The organism is Lacisediminihabitans sp. FW035, assembly GCF_054880895.1.
In genome coordinates, this window is sequence record NZ_CM142187.1 from 303181 (window position 1) to 324212 (window position 21032).

Below are 21032 nucleotides of genomic sequence, written 5' to 3' on the forward strand. Positions count from 1 at the left end.
TCCAATGACCGTGAAGTGGATGGGTGGGCTGAGCGGGCACGGTGCTGCCGGGTGCGGAAATTCAGCCGCGTCGTTTGAGGGTGCAGACCACGCGGTGCCAGACCGTGACGCCGTTGATGTGGCCGGCTCGCATCAGAATCCCCCTCGCATCAGGTGTCCAGCCCGAACGCGCGCAGCCACACCGTGACAAGGCGCTCGGTCAGGGCGTCACGCGCCGCGGGGGTGGGATCGCCCCGCATCAGGTCGAAGTAGCTGCGCTCCGACATCAGCATCAGCACCGAGACGAGTCCTTCTGCGGCGACGGTGTCGCGTGCTTCTGGCACGGTTCCATAGCGCTGGAGCAGGGCGACGGTGGGGGCGCCGACGACGGAGAGATTCGCCATAGTGCGCTCGTAGACCTCCGGCATCGCCGAGCCGAGTTCGACGCTCGCGCACAGCACCGTGCGGTGGTCCCACCAGAGCTCACCTGCCGCTTCGACAGTGGAGCGCACGGCATCGGCCGGTGAATCGAACCGATCGCTGGCCACGACGCTGATGATCCGCGCGTTGAAGTGCTGCACGGCCTCGTCGAGGAGGCTGGCGAGGAGAGCCTGCTTCGAGGCGAAGTAGAAGTAGAAGCTCGCACGGGAGATGCCGGCCTCGCTCGCTATGCCGGCGACCGACACATCGCCGAAGGTGCCCGCCTGCAGCAGACGCCCGGCGGCTTCGAGCAGCGCGCGCTCGCGGCGATCCCCTTTGGAAGGATGCTCCTGGCGCTGGGCGCGGCGCGGGCTGACCTCGGTGTCGATCACGCTCGCAGCCTAGCAACATTCTGAACAGTCGTCCATAAAAAATTGACAGGTGTTGACTTAATGCGATGGGGGCGACAGGATCTCGACATGACTCTCGCTGACACCGCTGTCGACTGGCTCTCCGAATTCGTCTCCGCCCTCGGGGGTGACAACGTGCTCGGTCCCGACTCCCCGCGTCTGGAGGAGTATCTGGACCCCTTCGCATTCGACGAGCGCATCCGGCCCGCGGGGGTCGTGCGGCCATCCACTGTGCAAGAGGTGCGTCGTGTCGTTGCGATCGCTCGAGAACACCGCCTGCCGCTCTGGACGGTCTCCCGCGGGCGCAACTTCGCCTACGGCGGCGCGGAGGCGCGAGTGCCCGGCTCGGTCATCTGCGACCTCGGCCGAATGGACGCCGTGATCTCCGTCGACGAGGAATCCGGGGTTGCGATCGTCGAACCCGGGGTCTCGTTCCAGGCCCTCGACGCTCACCTGCGCGCGACCGGATCGGGTCTCGCCGTCTCGGTGCCGGACCTCTCGTGGGGCAGCCTCGTCGGCAACACCCTCGAGCGCGGCTTCAGCTACACCACCAACTCCGAGCACCAGGCGATGCAGTGCGGCATGGAGGTGGTGCTGGCCGACGGCGACGTCGTGCGCACCGGCATGGGCGGGCTGCCGGGCGGCGACACCTGGGGCAACTACCGCGGCGCCTTCGGCCCGGGATTTGACGGTCTCTTCTACCAGTCCAACCTCGGCATCGTCACCAAGATGGGCATCTGGCTGCGGCCACGACCCGAGCGCGCGGCCTCCTGCTCGGTGTCCGTACCGCGGGACGACCAACTGGCCCAGCTGATAGACACGCTGCGTCCGCTGATGCTGGCCGGCGTCATCCAGAGCAATGCGGTCATCGGCAACGGGCTGATCGCCGGCTCGGCGGCCACGACCCGCGAACGCTTCTACGACGGACCCGGCCTGATGCCGGACGACGCGCTCACGGCGATGATGCAGGAGTTCGGTCTCGGTCGTTGGAATGCGCAGTTCGGCGTGTACGGCACGCCAGGCATGCTCAACGCGCGCCGAGGCGAGATCGAGGAGGCCATCGCCGGCATCCCGGGCGCCACGATGATCTTCGACGAGTACCCGGGCGACGTCGACCCCGCGGATGTCGCCCCGCAGGATCGCACCCAGCTCGGAATCCCGAGCAACGAGGCGATCGGCATGGTCGCCTGGCGCGGCGGTGAACCGGCCCACGCCGACGTCGGCTTCGTCTGTCGCCCGACCGGTGAGGCCGCCGACGCGGTGCGCCGCATCGTCGGCCCCCGGGTCGAAGCGGTGGGCCTCGACTACGCGGCCGGATTCATGCTGTGGCCGCGGCACATCATCGCGATCAGCCTCATCACCTTCGACCGCAGCGACGACGCCCAACGGTCGGTGATCGGCGAGCTGGTGTCGTCCCTCATCACTGCAGCGGGCTCGGAGGGCTTCGGACTCTATCGCGCGCACGTCGCCCACATGGATGTCGCAGCGGAACAGTATTCCTTCAACGACCATGCGGCCCTCCGGCTCGCGCGTCGCATCAAGACTGCGCTCGATCCCGACGGCATCCTGTCGCCGGGCAAGCAGGGGATCTGGCCGGCCGCGTAGGCGAGAGGGTCGGTCGGCGTCAGCGGGAGGCGGTCCCGGCCAGGGAACGGCCAGCCTCGGCGAAGAGCTCGCGCATCCAGGCGTGCTCCGGGTCGCGACGGTGCATCGGATGCCACCAGAAGGCCTCCGAGATCGGCGTGGCGGTGAAGGGCGGGGCGAGCACGCGGATGTCCGGGTCGAGCCCGGCATAGTGGGCCAGCCGGGACTGCAGAAGCCCGAGGCGCTGCGTGCCCGCGATGAAGAAGGGCAGCGCGAGGAATCCCTCGACCACGCACTCGACACGGGCCTCGACACCGAGCTGCTGCATCTGCCGGGCCGCGGGAGTGAAGGCCGCGCGCGACTGGTAGGTGAAGACCCACGGCAGCGCCGCGACATCCTCCATCGTCAGCACGTCGCCGACAGCCTCGTTCGAGGCCGAGGCGATCACCACCCATTCGTCGGTGCCGATGTCGACGAAAGGCAGGTCGGTGAGAAAACCGTGGGGCATCATGAGGCCGTCGGCAGAGCGCAACTGATTGACGGCGTCCTCGATGATCGGCGGGGTGTGTTGCACGAATCGGAACCGCACCTGCGGCGCACGCTCGCGGGCGAGGGCGGTGACGACGTGTCCGATGGTGGCGAAGCTGTAGTCCGAGCCGTAGATGGTGAATTCACGCGTGGATTCGGCGGGGTCCCATTCGGCCTGGGTGGAGAACACCCGCCGCGCGGAATCGAGCGCGATCGCGGTCTGGTCCGCCAGCCGGGTGGCGAGCGGCGTGAGCTGGTAGGTGTTGCCCTGCCGGGTGAGGATCTCGTCGTTAAAGTGGATGCGCAAACGGGAGAGCGAGGCGCTCAACGCGGGCTGACTCAGGCCGAGGCGGGTCGCGGCGTGGGTGACGCTCCGCTCAGTGAGCAGCGCGTCGAGCGAGACCAGCAGGTTGAGGTCGAGCCGGGCGAGGCTGGGGTTCGTCATCGAATCCGTTCGAGTGGTCGGGACGGGCTGGGGCAGGGAGCACCCGACGGCGGCGCGCTCGCGTTCCGACGCTACGGGACGGGCCCCGATGCTGACAAGAAGCGCGCGGAGCACACCTCAGAACGCGACCGTCTAGAGGTAGATCGTGTTGCTGGTGATCCGGCCGGAATCGATCAGGCCGCGATACTCGATGACTTCGCCGACCTGGTAGTTGTCGGCGGCCGGCGAGAGCAGCACTGCCTCCCAGGGGATGGAGCTGCTGTAGGCGACGGGGAGTCGGCGATAGGTCTTGTGCCCCTGCAACCAGGCCAGATCCTCACTCGCGCGACTGGTGAGGGGAGCATGACCGATGACGATGATGTAGCCGGCCAGCCCGTTGTCGTCGTGGGCCCGGTCGATCATCGCGTCGATCAGGTGCCGGGTCGGATTGTGCCCGGTGACCGTCACTATGGCGCCGTCGGCAGAGCGGTGTCGTCGCTCGACGCGGGATCGACCTGGCGGATCGTGTACCGCGTGACATCCCCGTTGAGGATGCGGCCGTGAAACTCGATCAGGTTGCTGTTGCGGAGATTGTCGGGCGAGGGGGCGAGCACCACGCTGTAGTTGGGCACGAGACGCGTCTGCACGACAGGGCACCAGCGGTAGACCTTCTTGCCCGTCGGCCAGTCCAGCTCCGTCGCCGGGGAATTGCCGATCAGGATGCTGTACGAGCCGGCCGGATCGAGCTCGAGTGCCTGGTCGATCATCCGGTCTATCAGTAGCTGGAGTTGCATGGGGCTCCTATCGTGGCCGGTCGTCTTCGGAGAAATCGGACATGCTCACCGTCGATGCCAGCTGTTGCTGGGTCGTCTGCAGGATCTCGACCAGCAGCGCCCGCGAGATGGAGAGCAGGTCGGCGACCTTCGGGTAGGCCAGCCGGTAGAAGACCTGGCTGGCCCGTCGCTCGGCGACGACGAGATTGTGGCGACGAAGCACCGACAGGTGCTGGGACAGGTGGGATGCCTCGAGGCCCGTGTCGGCGAGGAGATCCGCCACCGACACGTCATCGCCCCCGGCGAGGACTTCCAGCACCCGCACCCTCACCGGGTGGGCGAGGCCCTTGAACAGGTTGGCCTTCACCTCGTAGAGGGGACGATGGGCATCGGTGTATTCAGACATGCCCTCACGATTCCATGAGTTGACAGTGTCATCAAGCCGCGCGATCGCGCGCTCGTCGAAGGTCATCGTGCGAAGTTGCCCCGGTAGTACTCGTACACCCAGCCGATGATGCAGATCACGAGCAGCGGTACGGCGATGAGCACGATCCAGGCGCTGATCGCGAGTCCGACCACGACGAGGGAGCTGGCCGCACCGAGCAGCACGGGCCACCAGCTCCAGGGGCTGAAGAAGCCGACCTCCGGATCCCCGTCGTCGATCTCGGCATCCTGGCGGTCTTCGGCCCAGGCATTGGCCCCGGCGGATTTCACGACCTGCCCGAAGTAGAAGGCGAGCAGCAGGCAGAGAACACCGGAGAGCCCGATGGTGATCAGGCCGATGAGCTCGAAGTTTTCCGCTCGGAGGCTCCAGACGAGGTAGACCCCGTCGACGGTGACGAAACTCGCTCCCAGAAGCCACATCAGCCTGCTGACGGTGCGCATGTCTCATCCTTTGCTAAATGAATTTATAAATTGATCATATCGCAAAGCGTGCAGATTGATACCCTTTCGGGGCTTCTCGGAGACCCTCGCATCACAGACGACGTGAACGGGATCCCTCCCCCTTACTCCCGGGAGGCGTCCCGACGCGCCGTTCGATCGGACTTCTCCCGAGCCTCGATCAGGCTGTCGTGCACGGCGACGCCGACCATGATCACCGTGGCGAGGGTCGCCGCGGCGAGCGTCGGCAACAAGAGCGACACGACGCCTCCGATAACGAATGCGATCAGGGCGATGGGGCGGGATGCGACCGCGCGACCCTTCGTGCGCTTCTGGAAGACCGCCTGGGCGAGCACATAGAGCGCGGGTCCGCCGAACAGCATGATGCTGGCCGCGACGGAGGGCTTTCCATCCGGGTGCGAGATGCTCAACTCATCGCCGACGGCGACGAGCACAAGGCCGGCCAGCATGACCGCGATCGCGTAGATCGCTTTCCGCCCGATCTGTGCTTCGTCATCAGTCTCCTCCAGCACGTCGAGGGCCTCCTCTTCCGAGCGCACGAAGTAGCTCCACCAGATCGCCGTAGTTCCGGTGATCGCAACCAACAGCGCGAGCAGTGTGAGCCCGTCGAGAGAGGTCTGCGTGAAGACGGTCGCCGAGGTGATCACGGTCTCCCCGAGCGCGATGAGGAAAAACAGCCGGCACCTCTCGAGCAGGTACTCCCCGGCGAACTCGTAGTTCCTGGTCTCTGTGCGGCGGCGGATCCCGGGGTGGGACAGAAGGGTCGCCACGACATCGATCACCGCGGCGATGCCCCAGAGCAGCAGGCGTGACGGCCCGTCGACCACCGCACCGATGATCCACAGCGGCGACGAGACCACCGCCCAGCCGAGCATCCGGAAGAAATGGTCCTGCATGATGCCGTCGACGCCCGCGAACACGATGAAGATGCTTCGCGACACCTGGCAGGCGAGATAGATGGTGACGAACAGCCAGCCACGATCCCCGAAGGCGTCGTCGAGCGAGGTGTTCAGGATCATGCCGAGAAAGAGCGTCACGATCACGAATGCGCGCACGGGTAGCCGGGACGTATCGAGAAGACTGCAGGCCCAACTCGTGAACGCCCAGACCGCAAAGACCCCGACGAGCAGGATGCCGGTCTCCGCGGCGCCCTTCCAGTCCAGATGGGTGAGCAGGTGATGCGAGAGCTGACCCACCGCGAAGATATAGACGAGGTCGTAGAAGAGCTCGAGCGGCGTCACCGATTGGGACTGGTCCGGCGTGCGCCCGACCCGGAGCGAGGGAAGTCGAGAAATAAGGGTCTGGCCCATCGGCGTGCTCCGCTCAAAACAATTTCGCGATTCGCCGTGACGAATCGACCTCGACCAACGTCTCCTCTATGAATACATCGAAACAGTCCGAATGCCATCCGCGCTCCGGGCTTTCACATCAAGAGGAGTCAGACCCATGGCCAACATGACCAGCCCCCAGACCGCCACAACCCCCTCGGTCACCACCGCCACGAGCACCGGCAAGACCGTCATCAACGACGCCGTGATCGCCAAGGTCGCCGGTATCGCGGCACGCGACGTCAGCGGAGTTTACGGACTCGGCGGTGGAGCAGCGCGAGCCCTCGGCGCCATCCGCGAGGCGATGAACAACACCGACCTCACCCAGGGTGTCAAGGTCGAGGTGGGCGAGACCCAGGTGGCCGTCGACGTGAGCATCGTCGCGGAGTACCCGGTGCCGCTGCAGACTGTCGCGGCGGGCGTTCGCGCAGCGATCATCAGCGCGATCGAGACGCTCGTCGGCATGGACGTCACCGAGGTCAACGTGACCGTCAACGACGTGCACCTTCCCTCTGACGACGCTGACGACCAGGCCGAGGCGCGGGTCCTGTGACCTCGACAAAGACCGGCATCCTGATCGGGGCGGTCCTCGCCCTCACCTGGATCGTCATCGGCTTCTGGGCGTTCTTCTTCGTCGCATTCGCGATGGCCGTCGGCGCTGTCGTCGGTCGCGTGATGGACGGCAAGCTCGACCTCAGCAGCCTCGTCGACGTCTTCCGAGGCAAGCGCTCGTCATCATGACCGATGCCCGCACCACCGAACGGCGCGGACGCACCAACGTCAGCTCGCGCGCCCTCGGTCGAGTCGCCTCCGCGGTGAGCGCCGCGGCGCTCGGGGTGGATGCCTCGAGCATCGGTGTCGACCTGACCGACGAACGGGGTGAGCTCGTCCTCACCGTGCAGAGCCCCATCCGCGCGGTCGCCCTCGACCGGGTGACCGGTGACGCCGACCTGGTCGCCCGCACCGGCGGAAGCATCCTCGAGCGCGCCTCGCGTGCGCAGGGGCAGATCCGCACCGGGGTGAGCGAGCTCACCGGCTACCGTATCGCCCGAGTGGTGGTGCGGCTGAAGAGTGCCGACATCCGGCAGGAAGATAGGGTCCGATGAGTTCCCCGAACGCGCTTTATCGGCGCATCACGCGGCGTGAAACGCATTCGCCGCGCTCCAGCCTCGCTATCGTGCTCGCCGTGATCGTGATCCTCGCCTGCCTCCTCGCCGGCACCGAGATCGTGCTGGCGCTCGCATCGCAGCCGCCGCTCCTCGCCAGCCCCGGGGCTGTCGCGGACTTCCTCGTGGACGTGCCCCGGTACCCCGCGTCGACGGTGATCGCCATCGGAGTGCTCGCCGCAATCATCGGGCTCGTGCTGGTGGTCGCTGCCCTCGTGCCGGGCCGCACCGCGCGTCACGTGGTGGCGACGGACCGCACCGCCGCCATCGTCGACAACGAGGTGATCGCTTCGGCGCTCGCCCGGCACGCGGCCCGGGCCGGCAATGTCGACCCCGACAGTGTGAGTGTGAGCGTCTCGCACCGGGAGGCGGTGGTGCGGGTGACTCCGGTCTCCGGACTGCCGGTCGACCGGGCATCCGTCGTAGCGGCCGTCGACCGCCAGCTGCACGAGTACGGCCTTCGCCGCAGCATCCGCTCGAAGGTAGTCGTCGCCCAATCCGGAAAGGTCGGAGCATGAACAACACCAATCGAGCACTGAACCGCGTGCTCATCCTGGCGATCGGACTCGTGGTGCTCGCACTCGGGGCGGCGGCGGTCGCCGTGGGTAGCGTGCCCAGCGTGAGCAGTGCGTGGAAGGATGTCGCGCCGCGGGTTCGCAAGTCCCTCTCGGGCTGGTTGGGCTCCGCTCCGCTCAGTGGCACCACGGTCGACTGGTGGTGGGTCGCCGTTCTCGCGGCCCTCCTGGTGATCGTGATCCTGCTCGTGGTCTTCATCTTCCGGCAGGGCCACGGCCACACGGGGCGTCTCATCGACGATGCCGCGACGGGCGACGGCTCGACCATCGTGGACTCGAAGGTCGCGGAGCAGCTCATGCAGGACGCCCTCGACGGGCATCCCGAGCTCGTCTCGTCCCACGTCTCCACGTACCTGGTGCGCCGCACTCCGGTGCTCAAGGTATCGGCGACGGCCCGCCGCGGCGTTTCCCCCCGGGACGTCGTCGACACGGTGGAGACTGCGCTCGACTCGCTCGAACAGCTGCTCGGTCATCCGGTGCTCGCCTCGGTGCAGGTGAGCGGCGGATTCCGCGCTCGCCGGAGTTCGACCACGCGGCTCCAGTAGCGTGCTGCGCCGCTGGCCGTGACCTCATGCCGGCGGTGCAGTGGCTCCCGCATCTTTCCTCTGCCAGGGCCCCTTGGTCAGCACCGAGAGAATGCCGACAAGCACCACCACCGCTAAAAAGATGGAGGCGAGGTGCAGGCGGAGGGGGCTGCCGAGGTACATGGTGAGACCCACTGCGATCAAGGCAAGTGTCATCACGGCCAGTGCGATCCAGTGCTGGCGACGAAGACCGATGAGCAGCAGTATCGCGGGCACGACATAGAGCGCGACGCTGGCGGCTCCCATGCCGTTGACCGCACCGACGAGGGGTCGCACGGCGGGGATCCCGACGAGAAGCTGGCGAGAGAACATCGCCGTACAGTGAAACGTGAGGCCGAGGACACCCACGACGAGGAGTGCCACCTCCGCGATGCGGAGTCGTACGCCCGCCTGGGCAAGCGGCAATTGCGGTAGCGCGAACCTCGCCATCACGATGAGTACGCAGATCGCGGCAAGACCGATCGAGAATCCCGCGGTCATGGTCGGCGATCCCGGCTCGGGCATGCCCGGACAAACATCGTCTCGATCTGCATGGCTGAAGTCTCGTGCACCGGACTGTGCGAATGCTTGCGGTCTCGAATCCGCGCCGGGAATCGTGGCGGAGGAATCGGCTGGTATAGTCGTCAGGTCGGGTTTTACGCCCAACGAATGCGCCCGTAGCTCAGCGGATAGAGCAATTGACTACGGATCAATAGGTCGGGGGTTCAAATCCCTCCGGGCGCACTTAGTTATCGGGCCACATCGTAGGCAGGCGTTGAGCCGCTACCGGCCTTCCCTTTAGCAACGTCACGTGGCATGCTGGAAGAGAAGCGCGGAAGCGCTCCGGCGGTGGGGCTCACCGGAACCAACCTCGGCGAATTGTCGACAACAGTCCCTATCTCAGCACTCTTGTGCGCTTAGAGATAGGAGCCCCCGTGACCGCCGCACGCGAATCATCGCCCACCTTCGGACCTCTGGTCGTGGGGGTTGCGTCCGGGCAGTCCGATGTCGTTGTCGAGCAGGCACTGGCCTTGGCTTCTCGACTGGGCACCCAGCTCATCTGCGCCTGGGTTGACGCCGGTCGGTACGTGATCGACGAACTACCTGATGGAAACGGTCGTTCGATGCCGATCGACCCGGATATGGGCGATGAAAGGCACTCCGGTCTTCCGACCAAGCTTCTGGCGCAACTCTCGAGACTGCTCGGCCCGGAAGGCGACAGCTGGAGCAGACGGGAGCTCGCCGGGGATCCTGCACGTGCTCTCGGACGCCTCGCCGAAGTGGTCGACGCGTCGATGATCGTGGTCGGCAGCCGCCGGGCCGGCATGACCGGTTCGTTTCAAGAGATGTTCAACGGCTCCATCGCCGTTCATTTGGCGCACCGTCAACATCGGCCGGTCGTCGTCATTCCGCTAGATCCCATTCCGTTCGAACGCCCATTGCCGTGGGAGGACACATGAGCAGGGAGGAAGAGTGCGGGGGAAGTGGGAGGACTTTGGTGCTCGTTCGTCACGGCCAGAGTGCTGCGAATGCGGCTGGCCTGTTCACTGGCGTCATCGATGCCCCGCTTACTGCGCTCGGCTTGGTCGAGGCGCGGTTGGCAGGACTTCTGGTCCAGAAGTCAGCAATTATTCCGGATGTCGTGTTCGCTTCTGAAATGCTTCGCGCTCGACAGACCGCGGAGGTCCTTGTCGAGTGCGTCACTGGGATCGGTCGTCTCCTGCGCGACTGGCGATTGAATGAGCGCAACTACGGTGCTCTTACGGGCAGGTCGAAGGCGGAGGTCCTCGCGCAGTTCGGTCGGAATCAGTTCAGGGCCTGGCGACGGTCAGTCGACAGCGCGCCGCCGCAAATGACGGACGACCTTTACGTGGAATTGGCCGCGACATCACTCTTCAGGCATCTTCCGACGGCCGCACTGACTCGCGGAGAGTCGCTGCGAGAGGTCAGCGGCCGTGTTCGCGCGTTCTACTCCGAACGTGTTGTCCCGGAGATCGAATCCGGCGCATCGGTGATGCTCGTCGCGCATGGCAACTCACTGCGCGCTCTCTGCGGTGTTCTCGACGATCTGGACGATGGCGCGTTGCAGGAGCTGAACATCCCTACGGGACAGCCGCTGGTGTACCGATTCGATGATGACCTGGTTCCTGTCGTTGCCGGCGGGGAGTACTTGGATGCCTCAACCGCGAAAGCAGCCGCTCTCGCACTCGCACACGAAGGAGGAACATGATGAACGACTACACCGGTGCACACTTTGCGGTGGACCACGCTGCGGGCGAATACGTCAGTCATCCCACGGGGCATCCCGTGGCGATCAGGGCGGTCACGGCACACCAAATCCTGGACTCGCGCGGCTTTCCCACGATCCAGGTGAGCCTCCAGCTTGAGGACGGCGCCATTGTCGAGGCGTCTGCGCCAGCCGGAGCTTCCACTGGCGCGTTCGAGGCCGTCGAATTGCGCGATGGCGGAGCATCGTTCTCGGGTCGCGGAGTGCGTCAGGCCGTTGCTGGAGTGATGAACGAGCTGGGTCCACTGCTCGTGACGCGCAGTTGGACCTCCATCGGCGAAGTGGACTCCGCGATGCGGAAGCTGGATGGCACGCCCAATCTGGGCCGGTTAGGGGCGAACGCCATCGTGGCTTTGTCCATCGCAGCCACTCGGGCTTTCGCACATCAGGCGGGGGTGCCGCTTCATAAGTGGATCGCGCGGGCCACCGGGGCTGCGGAATCGATGCCGGTGCCGCATTTCAATGTTCTGAACGGTGGCGCACATGCGGCCAACGATCTGGACTTCCAGGAGTTCATGATCGCGCCGGTCGGAGCGGACACAGAAGCCCTTGCAGTGGAAGCAGGGTCGGAGATCTACCATGCCCTCGCGGCGCGAATTCGCACTAAGTACAACGCGACCGGGCTGGGCGACGAGGGAGGATTCGCCCCACCGATCAGCAGCCCGGAGGAAGCGCTGGAACTTCTGGTCGACGCCATCGGAGACGCCGGGTTCACGCCCGGGCTGAACGACATCGCGATCGCGATCGACCCAGCCGCGAACGGATTTTACGAAGGCAACGGTCAATACCGAATCGCGGGCAAAATGCTCTCGCGCGAGGACCTGGCCGACTATTACGTGCGCTTGCTGGATGTCTATCCGTTGCGGAGCATCGAGGACGGCTTTGCAGAGGATGATCATGAAGGTTGGAAGGTGCTCTTCGATCGGGTCGGGAACCGGACGCAATTGGTGGGGGATGACCTCTACGTCACGGATGCTGCACGTATCCGTGACGGAGCCGCTCAGGGGTATTCGAATGCTGCTTTGATCAAGCCGAACCAGATCGGCACGGTCAGTCAGACCTTCGACGCGATCGCGGCCGCTCGCGAATCAGGAATGGCCAGCATGGTCTCGCATCGTTCGGGTGAGACCGGCGACACGTTCATCGCTGACCTCGTCGTCGGCACGGGGGTCGGCCAGATCAAATCGGGTGCCCCCGCGCGAGGCGAACGCGTGGCGAAGTACAACCGTTTGATGGAAATCGAAACAAGCACCCCGGGCCTTCGCTACGGGCTCGCCTGACAAGAAGGGAACTGCTGACGAGTGAACGACATCTCAGCAACCAACGGCATGACCCAGGGAAGCGGCTTGCCCGTCGACAGTGATATCGAGCTCGGCGACTCTCACCCGGGAGCCAGTCGACCGGTGCACCTGCGCATCCGCTACCTTGCTGTGGTTGCTCTCGGCGGGATGGTGGGAACGGCACTGCGAGAGGCACTGAGCATCATCGTGCCGTCAGCGTGGGGTATCCCGGTGATCATTCTGGTGATCAATGTCGTCGGCGCTTTCGCACTGGGTGCGTTGCTCGAAGCGCTCGCGCGGACGGGGGCCGATGAGGGGCGGAGGCGATCACTGCGCCTATTACTCGGCACCGGTGTCCTTGGCGGCTTCACGACCTACAGTGCCCTCGCCACCGACACGAGCCAACTGCTCGCGGATGGCCGTGCAGCAGCAGCGATCGGTTACGCGGTAGCAACCCTGGTCGTGGGTGCCGCTACGACGTTTGCGGGAATCGCGATCGCTTCGGCCGTCCACCAGAGACGACAAATCACGGCTGACCCGGGGGCCGCATCGTGACAGCACTGATTTTCATTGGACTGTGCGCCGCTGGCGGCGTGGGAGCTGCCCTCCGCCTACTGGTCGACGGACTGGTACGAAGCCAATCAAAACTGAACTTTCCCATCGCCACCTTCCTCATCAACATTTCGGGATCGTTGCTGCTCGGCCTCATCACGGGGCTCACGCTCGCCCGGGTTCTGCCCGACAGCGCGCACCTCGTTCTCGGAGCGGGGCTTCTGGGCGGCTACACGACCTTCAGCACTGGCAGTTTCGAAACAGTGCGGCTCGTGCAAAGCCGTCGGTTTGGTGCAGCCGTGGCCAATGGGCCAGGAATGCTGGTCGTTGCCGTCGCCGCGGCATCCTTCGGACTGTGGATCGGGTCCCTGCTGTGAGCCCGCACAATGAAGTCGACTTCGCCGACACTGCAACCGTGCTCGAACTTGCCGCGCGGTCGATAGCACGCTGGGCGAGCGTGCTCGAGGAGCTGGCTCGCCGCCTGGCCGAGATCTCAGACTCGCTGATACTGCGACTTTTGGGCGATGTCAGTACGCGTGCCCTCGACGAAGAACGCGTTGCTGGGTGGCTTCGGTCCCACCTCGATGACACGGAACCTCGAACCGGAAAGGACGGACTATGACCACTCTGAGCGTGATGATCGAGATTCCCAAGGGCGGCAACAACAAGTACGAGGTCGACCATCTCACGGGACGTATCAGTCACGACCGGGAACTCTTCACCCCGATGGGGTATCCGGCCGATTGCGGATTCATCGAAGACTCTCTCGGCGAGGATGGAGATCCATTGGACGCACCCGTCCTACTCAACAACACGATCTTTCCGGGAGTGCTCGGCTTCCCTGCTTGGTGCGGCGCATGAGTGACCAGGTCACCGCGCTGAGACGGTATGACCTCCCTCTGGCACCCGACGAATCTCAGAATCTCAGCGTCGACGAGGTGCGCGTGCTGTGGTCCTTCGTTCACGGAGACATCATGGACACTCAGACGAGGGCACGTCTTCATGCCGATTGGGGTATGTGTTCGCGGCACGCCTGGGGTTATTCCTCCACCGAGATCGAGCTGTGGGAATCGGGCGCTGGCAGACGAGGTGGACACCAACCGTTCGACGTTTCCATCCTTTACGCCTACCTGCTCGAGCGAATGATTGCCGAGCTGTCGACCAATCACCATCGTCGGAGAATGAAGACGCTCGCCGGGCAGGGTACTTGCTTGGTATGTGACGACGTTCGCGATGGGACACCGTCCGGAATCCTGGTGACCCACGCCGGATTCGACCCCGACTCACTCGCGGCCGAAGCGAACCGATTCGCGTTCACTCGCTCGTGGTTCCAGGACACTGCCGCTCACTGGCAGCCCCACGCGTGCCCGGATTGCTGGGGGAGAGCGAGCGGGGAAGTCGCGCCGACCAGCCTTCCGTGCCGCCTTCACCTGATCGCTTCCGGCGACGTCGACAATGAGACGAGGGATCAGACAGTCACGCAACTCGCGGAGCTTCACACGATGTTGCTCGCTCTGACGGAGTCCATGACACAGTCGGGAGACGCGAGCACCGCTGCGATCGACGCATCCTGGATCCGAACCCTCGGCTGGTTTCACGGCTGGAGCTTCCCGCTGATCATGCAGCGGTCCCGTGACGAGGGCGGCTGATCCGTAACCCCAGACCGCTCGCAGTACACACGAAGGTTCCACGTCCTTCGAACTGCGAGCTAGAGGGGGAAACGCCCACCGAGACGGGTGTTTCCCCCTCGCTTCGCGAGTGAGTCCGGTTCCGAACACAGGCGGAATCTCACTCTCCCGTCTGCCCACATCTCACCCACACCTGGATAACATCCTGGTCAGATCGCGTCACCGGGGTCGTGCCCAGTCATCAACGATTTGGCGACATTTCGGCCACTTCCGCATAACTCCGGGCCTCCGGCTTTCGACTACGGATCAATAGGTCGGGGGTTCAAATCCCTCCGGGCGCACTTAGAATAAGGGGCCTGACCTGGATTTCTTGTGGAATAGGGTCTGGCCCGTTTCTGTTTCTGCCCACACTGCAAAACATTTGGCGCCGGTTCTGAGTCGAAAATCGACCAGCTTGACTTTTCGCAGCCCAGTGTTTGTCTGGGTTTTGGTACGGCAGGCTGAGGTAGCCAATTGACCTTTGAACAGCAGGGCAGACGTTCCAATCTCGCCAAGGACATCCTCTTCGGCGAGACGCACGGCACCATGAAACTCTCGGTGCACCGAGTCGCCCTCCTGCAGATTCAGTCGCGGTTGGTCAGGAGCGCGACACCGAGGGTATCTGTCGCGGGATTGGCAACGTCGGAGAGCACGATGGCGGCGGTCCCTCTGGTCCGGTCAAGGCCGAAGTAGGTGGTGTAGCCGCCGGTTTGCCCGCCGTGCCACGTGAGCTTTGTGCCTGACTTCAGGGTCGAGGTGTGCCAGAAGGTCCCCACCCGCGTGTCTATCTGCGTGGTGGGCGTGGTGGCATCAAGGGCGGGCACGCCGGGTGCTGAGCCATCGAGGAGCGCAGTGGCGAGTATCGCGAGGTCTCGAGTTGTAGACACTCCGCCGCCTCCGGGGGCATACGCGCCAAGGAGCCAGGGCTGGACAGGAAGGCCCGACGTTGACCATCCGCCCGGCACTAGTGCATGTGAGCCTTGGATGAATGTGTGCTTCATGCCGAGCGGTCCAAAGAGCCGCTCCTGCATTAAGGCGGGGTAGGTCATCCCGGCTGCCGCGGCGACAGCTTGCCCGGCGATTGCGGCTCCCAAGGTCGAATAGGAATAGGTCCCCCGTGTCTCGAGCGTCCCTTGTCTGGCATCCGCGTAAAGCTCGCTGAGATCACTGTCGAGGAAGTTCCGGCCGAATGGAGCGCTCCAGCTGGCCCGCCGAAGGGCGGTCGGTCCAAAGGCGGCGTAGCCGGCAGTATGTGTCGCGAGTTCATGCATCGTCACGGTGCCAGCGGGAGAGCCCGCCATCTGAGGAAGGTAGGTGGAAATCGGCGTGTCCATTCGGATCTCGCTTCGGCCCACAGAATCAGCGATGACCAACCCGGTCATCGCCTTGGTCAGTGATCCGATCTCCATAGGGGTGGCGTCCGATGCGCCCACGCCCGCATACCGAATAGGCGCGTCGCTATGAAGGGATACCAACGCGACCGCGATGTCGCGCTGCCGGGTGAGTAGCCCGGAATCGTGCGCCTGGTCGATCTTGGCGAGAACGACGGAGTCGCCGAGGGCGGAAGCCACTGCGGATGGAGTGACGGCCCAAACTGTGAGGCCAACGACGAGTGCTGCAACGAGAAGCGTCAGCACTAGCCGCCTGGTCGTGACGAACATGACGATGAGGACTGCCGCCATGAGGACGCCAGTCCAGCTGTCGTCCGCGTACTGGCCGCTTCGCAGTGATTGAAATAGTATCGCCGCCGGGACGAGCACCAGAACGAAGGCGGCAGCCGCGCGTCGGAACCAGCGGCGGGATCTGCGCTTGCGAGTGGGGCGGGTGCCGAAGCGACTTCTCACGTCAGACATTTCGATTCCTTTCCAGTAAGAGCGGACGACGGATGTCTCACTTGGCGGCTGCGAGCTGGAACTGTGGTCGGCGAATGGCCGCCCACAGAAGCCAGCCAATGAGTGCGACCTCTCCGATGAAGGTGACGGTCGAGATCGACGGAACATAGTCGGGATGGAGGATGGTGCCGGCGCCGTCGACGAAGTATCCCGCGCCGGCGATGCCGACCAGAATGCCGAGCCAAAGCGGCAGAATGCGTGACCGGACGGCCACGTACCCCACTAAGAGGAGGTGCCCGGCGAACAGCATCAGCCCGACGTGCCAGATGACGTTGTACGAGTCGATCGCGTCGAGGGCCCGGTCCGGGTTCTGAAGCAAATTCGGTACGCTCGCGAGTTGGGTGAGGGCCACGACGAACACCGCAGCGTATGCAATGCGGAACCACGCGGCTGTGAGGGCAACCATCCGGTTCGCTGGCTCCAGAATGCGAAGCAGTGCGGCAGCGACAACAACGTCGAGGATGGCCGCGAGGATCATGCAAAGCACGCCGATGCGGAATTGGAGTTCCGAACCGCTGATGGCAGCGGCGGTCTTTGCTGCGTCGCCTGCAGTGATGAGAGGAGCGAGCGCGCCGAAGTTGCCGGCGCCGGCGAGTACTGCAATGAGGAGCAGGCAGACACCTCCGACCCAGGCAGCACTGCGGGAAATGTGCGGGACGTTCGTTTCTTTCGTCATTGCTGTTGTCCTTGTTGAGAGGGTGGGGTGATTCACGGTCGGATGATGGATGGTCGTTTGCGTCGCCGGAGCCGGCGTGCGAGAAGCGGGAGGGTGCCGAGGCCTGTGGCGAGCAGAACGGCTAGCCCGAGAAGGGTCGGCGCGCGCCATGGGTCAGCCGTTTGTGTGGGGGCGGGGACGACTCGGTCGAGTGGGTATTCGAGCATCTTTCCTACGGACACGACAATTGCGGGGCTGACGGAGCGACCCAGCTGCTCGAACGCGGCGTCGAGACCGCCGAATCCGCTGGTGCTCTCCAAGCCGCCGGCGACGAGCGTCGGCTCGGCGGCATCGCGTTTCAGTTCCGTGCGCAATACGAGTCCGTGTCTCGTGCGGACGGATCCGGTGGAGGACACGGCGCGCGTTTGGGCCGACTGGGAATAGGCGTAGACCTCGAAGAGAGCAGAGGCATCGATCTCGCCCACTCCGTCATGCAGCTCGATGGTGAAGCTCGGGCGACCCCACGGAAACGCTGTGTTCAGCAGCACGGCGGCATCTGCAAGTCCGAACGATGCCTTGGGTATTGTCGTTGCCTGACCGAGCGTCCAGCCCGGGTAGGCAATCTCGCCGCCCACTCGTGCAGCTTCCGAGCTTCCGGCCAGGTCGGCCATCACCTTGAGTGCCCCGGAAATGCTCGAGGTGACGCCGGCCGTGGTGGTCACTCGACCGTCCTGCACATAGCGTTGCCCCCGGATCCACGAAACCTCGGGGTTGGATTTCTCCAGTGCGGCGATACGTGACCAATGCGACGTGGCCGTGAGGCCGTTGAGAATCCCGGTTGCGGAGAGCAGGCGTGAACCCGCGCAGATCCCGAGAATGCGCGCACCGTCCCCGTAGGCCTCGGCGACGAAATCGCGTGCGGCCTCCTCCTCCGGGCCATCGGGGAGATTGACGGCCGGAACGACGATCACATCCGGAGTTGGAGCGGTTCCGGAAGCGACATCCGCGAACGTGTAGTCAGGATCGACAGCCAGGCCGCCGTCCAGGGCCGCTGGTTTCGTCGAGGCGGCGATCGTGTAGACAGCGAAGGCGGGTGAGCTAGCGAGCACCTCGTAGGGAGCGAGCACGTCAGTCGCGTCTGACCCTGATTGACCGAGGACTACTGCAACGTTGAAGCGGGCTTTCGCGCTGCGCGGAGCGGGTTGGTGGGCGCTCGGGGTGCCCGCGACTTTCGAGGGGGACGGTTGGCTGGAGTGAACGATCCCGGCCGCGGCTGTGGCAGCGAATGCGACGAGGGCGATGGTAGCTGAGAGGGTGATGGCGCCTATGCGGCGCAGTATGGGCGACATGATTCTCCTGCATGTGATGGGTCGACTGTCCGGGTGCTTCACGTTGCGGCGTCGAGAGCTTGATTGGTTAGTCGGTGACGTGCGCGGCGATGAAGTTCGAGATGATCCGAGCCAGCGCCGCGGACTGCGTCCAGTGCAGGTAATGGGATCCCTCAACCACCTCGAGCTGATGCGTGGCCACTCCCTTGAGCTCCTTTTCATGGTTGGGCAACCACTCCGGCATCGTCGTGACGCTCTCGCTCGACAGGACCTCGAGGACCGGAAGGTCGGCGGCGAACGGGCGCGCATTGGCTTTTGTGGAATTGGCACCGATTCGGCTCCATTCGTCGGAGATCGAGACGTTGCCATAGTTCCAATTCGTCATGGCAGCGGTTCGCCGGCGGTCGCCTGGCGTGTAGGCGGTCCCGGGAGGCTGGATGAGGGCGGGCGCGACAGTCGTCACCAATCGGAAGAGACCGGTACCGGCCTGGATACCCTCCGCGATCGACGGTGCCCCGACCTTAAGCGATGACGTCGTAGCCGCCATGGGGTCGATACCGACGATGGCGGAGACCTCCTTCGGGTAGGCGTTCGCGTAATAGCGTGCATAGAGACCTCCGACGGAGTGGCCGACCAGAATCACGGGCTCGTTCACCAGCAGTTTGGCCAGAACCTGGTGGAGTTCGCTCGTAATGTTCTCGATCGTGCGATTTGCAACATTCAGATCGCTGTAGCCGTAGCCGAAGCCCTCGACGACGATCACGTTGAACGCGTCCAGCTTGCGTATAAGGGGTGCGAAGTCGATCGCAGGTGCCGGGGTGCCGAAGCCGCTGAGAAGAACCATCGTCGGTCCGGTTCCGCCATTGCGGTACACATTGAGTGAGCCCGCATTGACCGATACTCGCTGGCCGTATGGGGTGAGGGTCTTCTTTTCCGATGCGGTGATGGATGCGTTCGCCAGAGCCGAGACTCCGGTGAGCAGGAGAAGAGTGACCACGGCTATGCCGAATCCTCGGGCCATTCGCGTCCGGCGACGGGGTCGGGACTGTTGGGATGGTTTTGTAGGGGTCATTTCGAGCTCGATTCGTGAATTTGTCTGGCGTCAATGGGAAATGTCGCGGCGGTGGGTTCTTCTCGGCGTCGTGTTGCTCCGACCGCGATTGCTTGTGCGATTCGCTCGTTGCTCTTAAAGCGGCCGAATGCGATCACAACCGTCGTGAGTGCGATTGTCGTGGCGAGCCACATCCACGGAATCTGTGTCGTGCGTGGGGTGCGCATTTGCTCTCGATTCCTGTCTGTGGGTATGCATTCACGGTAGAGTTCGGTCGCCGACCCGCCTAGGACACGATGTTGACGTTCTCGGCCACGCGTTTGGCTGATAATGACTTCTGTATCGGAGGGTCGTGCCGCAACCACGCATCGTCATCGTCGGATTCCCGGGCGCCCAGATCCTCGACGTAGCCGGGCCGCTAGAAGTGTTCTCGACCGCCTCCCGGTTCCTGTCCATACCGCCGTACTCGACTCAGGTCGTAAGTGTCGGCGGTGGTCCGGTTCTCTCAACGAGTGGGTTGGAATACGCAACCACGCCGATAGAGAAGGTCGTCGGCGACATCGACACGCTCGTTGTGGCTGGCGGGCGCGACTTCGACCAGGCGACCGACGATGCGGAGTTGATTGGCAACATCCGGCGCGTGGCCGGGAGATCTCGACGAGTAGCATCCGTGTGCTCCGGAGCCTTCTTGCTCGCCGCTGCGGGGCTCCTCCACGGCAGAGAAGCGACCACCCACTGGGCGGACTGCGCGCAGCTCGAACAGGAATACCCCGACGTATCGGTCGACCCTGACGCGATCTATGTTCAGCACGGCAACGTGTGGACATCCGCCGGGGTCACTGCCGGTATCGATCTTTCGCTGGCGTTGGTGGCTGATGATCACGGTAGGCAGGCTGCCGCTTTCGTTGCCAAGCAACTCGTCGTCTACCTGCGTCGATCCGGTGGTCAAGGTCAGTTCTCCGCACTGTTGGCGGCCCAGTCGGCTAACGAGGAGCCGATTCGTGACCTTCTCGCTTGGCTTCCCGAGCACCTGGCGGACGATCTGTCGATCCCGGTCATGGCAGCCCGCACACACCTCTCGGAACGCCAGTTCAGTCGCCTATTCAAGCTCGAGGTCGGGATCACGCCAGCGGAACACGTCGAAGCGGTGCGAATGGAAGCAGCATGCCGCCTGCTCGAGACCACGGTCCTCACGGTCGAACAGATCGCTCGCGCGTGCGGCTTCGGGGCGCCCGAGACCATGAACCGGGCATTTCGCCGACGCCTGAACACGACTCCGTCGGATCATCGCCATCATTTCGGGCCGGGTTAGGTGTACAGCTCGGGAGCCGAAATTACCGGTCGATCTGTGCCCGTGAAAATCACAGCCTGGCCGTGCCAGTGCCCACATTTCACCTGGGGTTCAAATCCTTGGGCGCACTGAGAACAGAGCTGATCAAGGTAGGTGGTTTTTGAACCACAGGGCGCGGGAACCGCTGGAATTGGCGGTGCCCTTTCCGTGCTCTAAGGCCGGGACAGCTGACTGTTCCAGCGACGCTGTCCAACTCTGGGAGACAGACTGTCGGCGCGAGGGCCACCACCTTCCCGGCCTGCAGGGTCTGCTAGTCGGCTTGGTTCGGCGCGAAACCTGCTTTGATTTCGACGCAGATTTCACCGTCAAGGTCAGC

The 21032-nt window shown here is 64.3% G+C and carries 25 protein-coding genes, 1 tRNA gene and 1 pseudogene; 15 read left to right on the forward strand and 12 right to left on the reverse strand.

What is annotated here, in order from left to right; translation table 11 throughout:
* Positions 1-149: 149 nt before the first annotated feature.
* Complete coding sequence (locus ACVXZ4_RS01480; protein WP_461796487.1) at positions 150-791, reverse strand: TetR/AcrR family transcriptional regulator; 642 nt, start codon at positions 789-791, stop codon at positions 150-152.
* A gap of 87 nt (positions 792-878) precedes the next feature.
* Here ACVXZ4_RS01480 and ACVXZ4_RS01485 point away from each other — a divergent pair, with 87 nt between their 5' ends.
* The gene (locus ACVXZ4_RS01485; RefSeq protein ID WP_461796488.1) at positions 879-2414 is read left to right on the forward strand and encodes an FAD-binding oxidoreductase; all 1536 of its coding nucleotides are present in this window, start codon (positions 879-881) and stop codon (positions 2412-2414) included.
* Between the two features lie 19 nt (positions 2415-2433).
* Here ACVXZ4_RS01485 and ACVXZ4_RS01490 read toward each other — a convergent pair whose 3' ends face one another.
* From ACVXZ4_RS01490 to ACVXZ4_RS01515, 6 genes are all read right to left on the reverse strand, one after another.
* Positions 2434-3366 carry a LysR family transcriptional regulator gene (locus tag ACVXZ4_RS01490; RefSeq protein ID WP_461796489.1) on the reverse strand — a complete coding sequence of 311 codons (933 nt, stop codon included), beginning with the start codon at positions 3364-3366 and terminating at the stop codon, positions 2434-2436.
* Positions 3367-3498: 132 nt separating this feature from the next.
* Complete coding sequence (locus tag ACVXZ4_RS01495) at positions 3499-3813, reverse strand: hypothetical protein (protein WP_461796490.1); 315 nt, start codon at positions 3811-3813, stop codon at positions 3499-3501.
* Positions 3813-4139 (reverse strand): hypothetical protein, encoded by a 327-nt coding sequence (locus ACVXZ4_RS01500; RefSeq protein WP_461796491.1) that lies wholly within the window; start codon positions 4137-4139, stop codon positions 3813-3815. The genes ACVXZ4_RS01495 and ACVXZ4_RS01500 overlap by 1 nt, the downstream gene beginning before the upstream one ends.
* 7 nt (positions 4140-4146) lie before the next feature.
* On the reverse strand, positions 4147-4524 hold the full coding sequence (locus ACVXZ4_RS01505; RefSeq protein ID WP_461796492.1) for an ArsR/SmtB family transcription factor: 378 nt from the start codon (positions 4522-4524) through the stop codon (positions 4147-4149).
* A gap of 62 nt (positions 4525-4586) precedes the next feature.
* A complete protein-coding gene (locus ACVXZ4_RS01510) occupies positions 4587-5003 on the reverse strand; it encodes a cytochrome c oxidase subunit 4 (RefSeq protein ID WP_461796493.1) in 417 nt (138 codons plus the stop codon).
* 122 nt (positions 5004-5125) lie between these two features.
* Complete coding sequence (locus ACVXZ4_RS01515) at positions 5126-6331, reverse strand: low temperature requirement protein A (RefSeq protein ID WP_461796494.1); 1206 nt, start codon at positions 6329-6331, stop codon at positions 5126-5128.
* Positions 6332-6467: 136 nt separating this feature from the next.
* Here ACVXZ4_RS01515 and ACVXZ4_RS01520 point away from each other — a divergent pair, with 136 nt between their 5' ends.
* The 5 genes from ACVXZ4_RS01520 to ACVXZ4_RS01540 are packed head-to-tail and all read left to right on the forward strand — an operon-like array spanning position 6468 to position 8635.
* Positions 6468-6902 carry an Asp23/Gls24 family envelope stress response protein gene (locus ACVXZ4_RS01520; protein ID WP_461796495.1) on the forward strand — a complete coding sequence of 145 codons (435 nt, stop codon included), beginning with the start codon at positions 6468-6470 and terminating at the stop codon, positions 6900-6902.
* Positions 6899-7090: a DUF2273 domain-containing protein gene (locus ACVXZ4_RS01525; RefSeq protein ID WP_461796496.1), complete on the forward strand. Its 192-nt coding sequence runs from the start codon at positions 6899-6901 to the stop codon at positions 7088-7090. The genes ACVXZ4_RS01520 and ACVXZ4_RS01525 overlap by 4 nt, the downstream gene beginning before the upstream one ends.
* Positions 7087-7455 carry a hypothetical protein gene (locus ACVXZ4_RS01530; RefSeq protein ID WP_461796497.1) on the forward strand — a complete coding sequence of 123 codons (369 nt, stop codon included), beginning with the start codon at positions 7087-7089 and terminating at the stop codon, positions 7453-7455. The genes ACVXZ4_RS01525 and ACVXZ4_RS01530 overlap by 4 nt, the downstream gene beginning before the upstream one ends.
* Entirely contained in the window at positions 7452-8033 is a 582-nt protein-coding gene (locus tag ACVXZ4_RS01535) for a DUF6286 domain-containing protein (RefSeq protein ID WP_461796498.1), read from the forward strand. Before ACVXZ4_RS01530 ends, ACVXZ4_RS01535 begins: the two co-directional genes overlap by 4 nt.
* The gene (locus ACVXZ4_RS01540) at positions 8030-8635 is read left to right on the forward strand and encodes a hypothetical protein (protein WP_461796499.1); all 606 of its coding nucleotides are present in this window, start codon (positions 8030-8032) and stop codon (positions 8633-8635) included. The genes ACVXZ4_RS01535 and ACVXZ4_RS01540 overlap by 4 nt, the downstream gene beginning before the upstream one ends.
* A 24-nt stretch (positions 8636-8659) precedes the next feature.
* Here ACVXZ4_RS01540 and ACVXZ4_RS01545 read toward each other — a convergent pair whose 3' ends face one another.
* Positions 8660-9154: a hypothetical protein gene (locus ACVXZ4_RS01545; protein ID WP_461796500.1), complete on the reverse strand. Its 495-nt coding sequence runs from the start codon at positions 9152-9154 to the stop codon at positions 8660-8662.
* Positions 9155-9324: 170 nt separating this feature from the next.
* Here ACVXZ4_RS01545 and ACVXZ4_RS01550 point away from each other — a divergent pair.
* The 8 genes and pseudogenes from ACVXZ4_RS01550 (at position 9325) to ACVXZ4_RS01585 (ending at position 14421) form a co-directional block, all read left to right on the forward strand.
* A tRNA-Arg gene (locus tag ACVXZ4_RS01550) sits at positions 9325-9397 on the forward strand.
* Between the two features lie 191 nt (positions 9398-9588).
* Positions 9589-10113: a universal stress protein gene (locus tag ACVXZ4_RS01555; RefSeq protein WP_461796501.1), complete on the forward strand. Its 525-nt coding sequence runs from the start codon at positions 9589-9591 to the stop codon at positions 10111-10113.
* Entirely contained in the window at positions 10110-10883 is a 774-nt protein-coding gene (locus ACVXZ4_RS01560; RefSeq protein WP_461796502.1) for a 2,3-bisphosphoglycerate-dependent phosphoglycerate mutase, read from the forward strand. The genes ACVXZ4_RS01555 and ACVXZ4_RS01560 overlap by 4 nt, the downstream gene beginning before the upstream one ends.
* A complete protein-coding gene (gene eno, locus ACVXZ4_RS01565) occupies positions 10880-12220 on the forward strand; it encodes a phosphopyruvate hydratase (protein WP_461796503.1) in 1341 nt (446 codons plus the stop codon). The genes ACVXZ4_RS01560 and eno overlap by 4 nt, the downstream gene beginning before the upstream one ends.
* A 123-nt stretch (positions 12221-12343) precedes the next feature.
* Positions 12344-12775, forward strand: coding sequence for a CrcB family protein (locus tag ACVXZ4_RS01570; protein WP_461798037.1), 432 nt, complete (start codon positions 12344-12346; stop codon positions 12773-12775).
* Positions 12772-13149, forward strand: a complete 378-nt coding sequence (gene crcB / locus ACVXZ4_RS01575) for a fluoride efflux transporter CrcB (protein WP_461796504.1) — start codon at positions 12772-12774, stop codon at positions 13147-13149. The genes ACVXZ4_RS01570 and crcB overlap by 4 nt, the downstream gene beginning before the upstream one ends.
* A 241-nt stretch (positions 13150-13390) precedes the next feature.
* Positions 13391-13606 (forward strand): annotated as a pseudogene (locus tag ACVXZ4_RS01580) (inorganic diphosphatase); the annotation flags it as partial.
* Between the two features lie 23 nt (positions 13607-13629).
* Positions 13630-14421: a hypothetical protein gene (locus ACVXZ4_RS01585; RefSeq protein ID WP_461796505.1), complete on the forward strand. Its 792-nt coding sequence runs from the start codon at positions 13630-13632 to the stop codon at positions 14419-14421.
* Between the two features lie 602 nt (positions 14422-15023).
* Here the strand turns inward: ACVXZ4_RS01585 and ACVXZ4_RS01590 are convergent.
* The 4 genes from ACVXZ4_RS01590 to ACVXZ4_RS01605 form a co-directional block, all read right to left on the reverse strand.
* On the reverse strand, positions 15024-16292 hold the full coding sequence (locus tag ACVXZ4_RS01590) for a serine hydrolase domain-containing protein (RefSeq protein ID WP_461796506.1): 1269 nt from the start codon (positions 16290-16292) through the stop codon (positions 15024-15026).
* A 37-nt stretch (positions 16293-16329) separates the two neighbouring features.
* On the reverse strand, positions 16330-17007 hold the full coding sequence (locus ACVXZ4_RS01595) for a DUF4386 domain-containing protein (RefSeq protein WP_461796507.1): 678 nt from the start codon (positions 17005-17007) through the stop codon (positions 16330-16332).
* 32 nt (positions 17008-17039) lie between these two features.
* Positions 17040-18335, reverse strand: coding sequence for a DJ-1/PfpI family protein (locus ACVXZ4_RS01600; RefSeq protein WP_461796508.1), 1296 nt, complete (start codon positions 18333-18335; stop codon positions 17040-17042).
* 67 nt (positions 18336-18402) lie between these two features.
* Positions 18403-19311 carry an alpha/beta fold hydrolase gene (locus tag ACVXZ4_RS01605; protein WP_461796509.1) on the reverse strand — a complete coding sequence of 303 codons (909 nt, stop codon included), beginning with the start codon at positions 19309-19311 and terminating at the stop codon, positions 18403-18405.
* Between the two features lie 478 nt (positions 19312-19789).
* Between ACVXZ4_RS01605 and ACVXZ4_RS01610 the strand changes: the two genes are divergently transcribed.
* The gene (locus ACVXZ4_RS01610; protein ID WP_461796510.1) at positions 19790-20677 is read left to right on the forward strand and encodes a GlxA family transcriptional regulator; all 888 of its coding nucleotides are present in this window, start codon (positions 19790-19792) and stop codon (positions 20675-20677) included.
* Positions 20678-21032 lie beyond the last annotated feature (355 nt).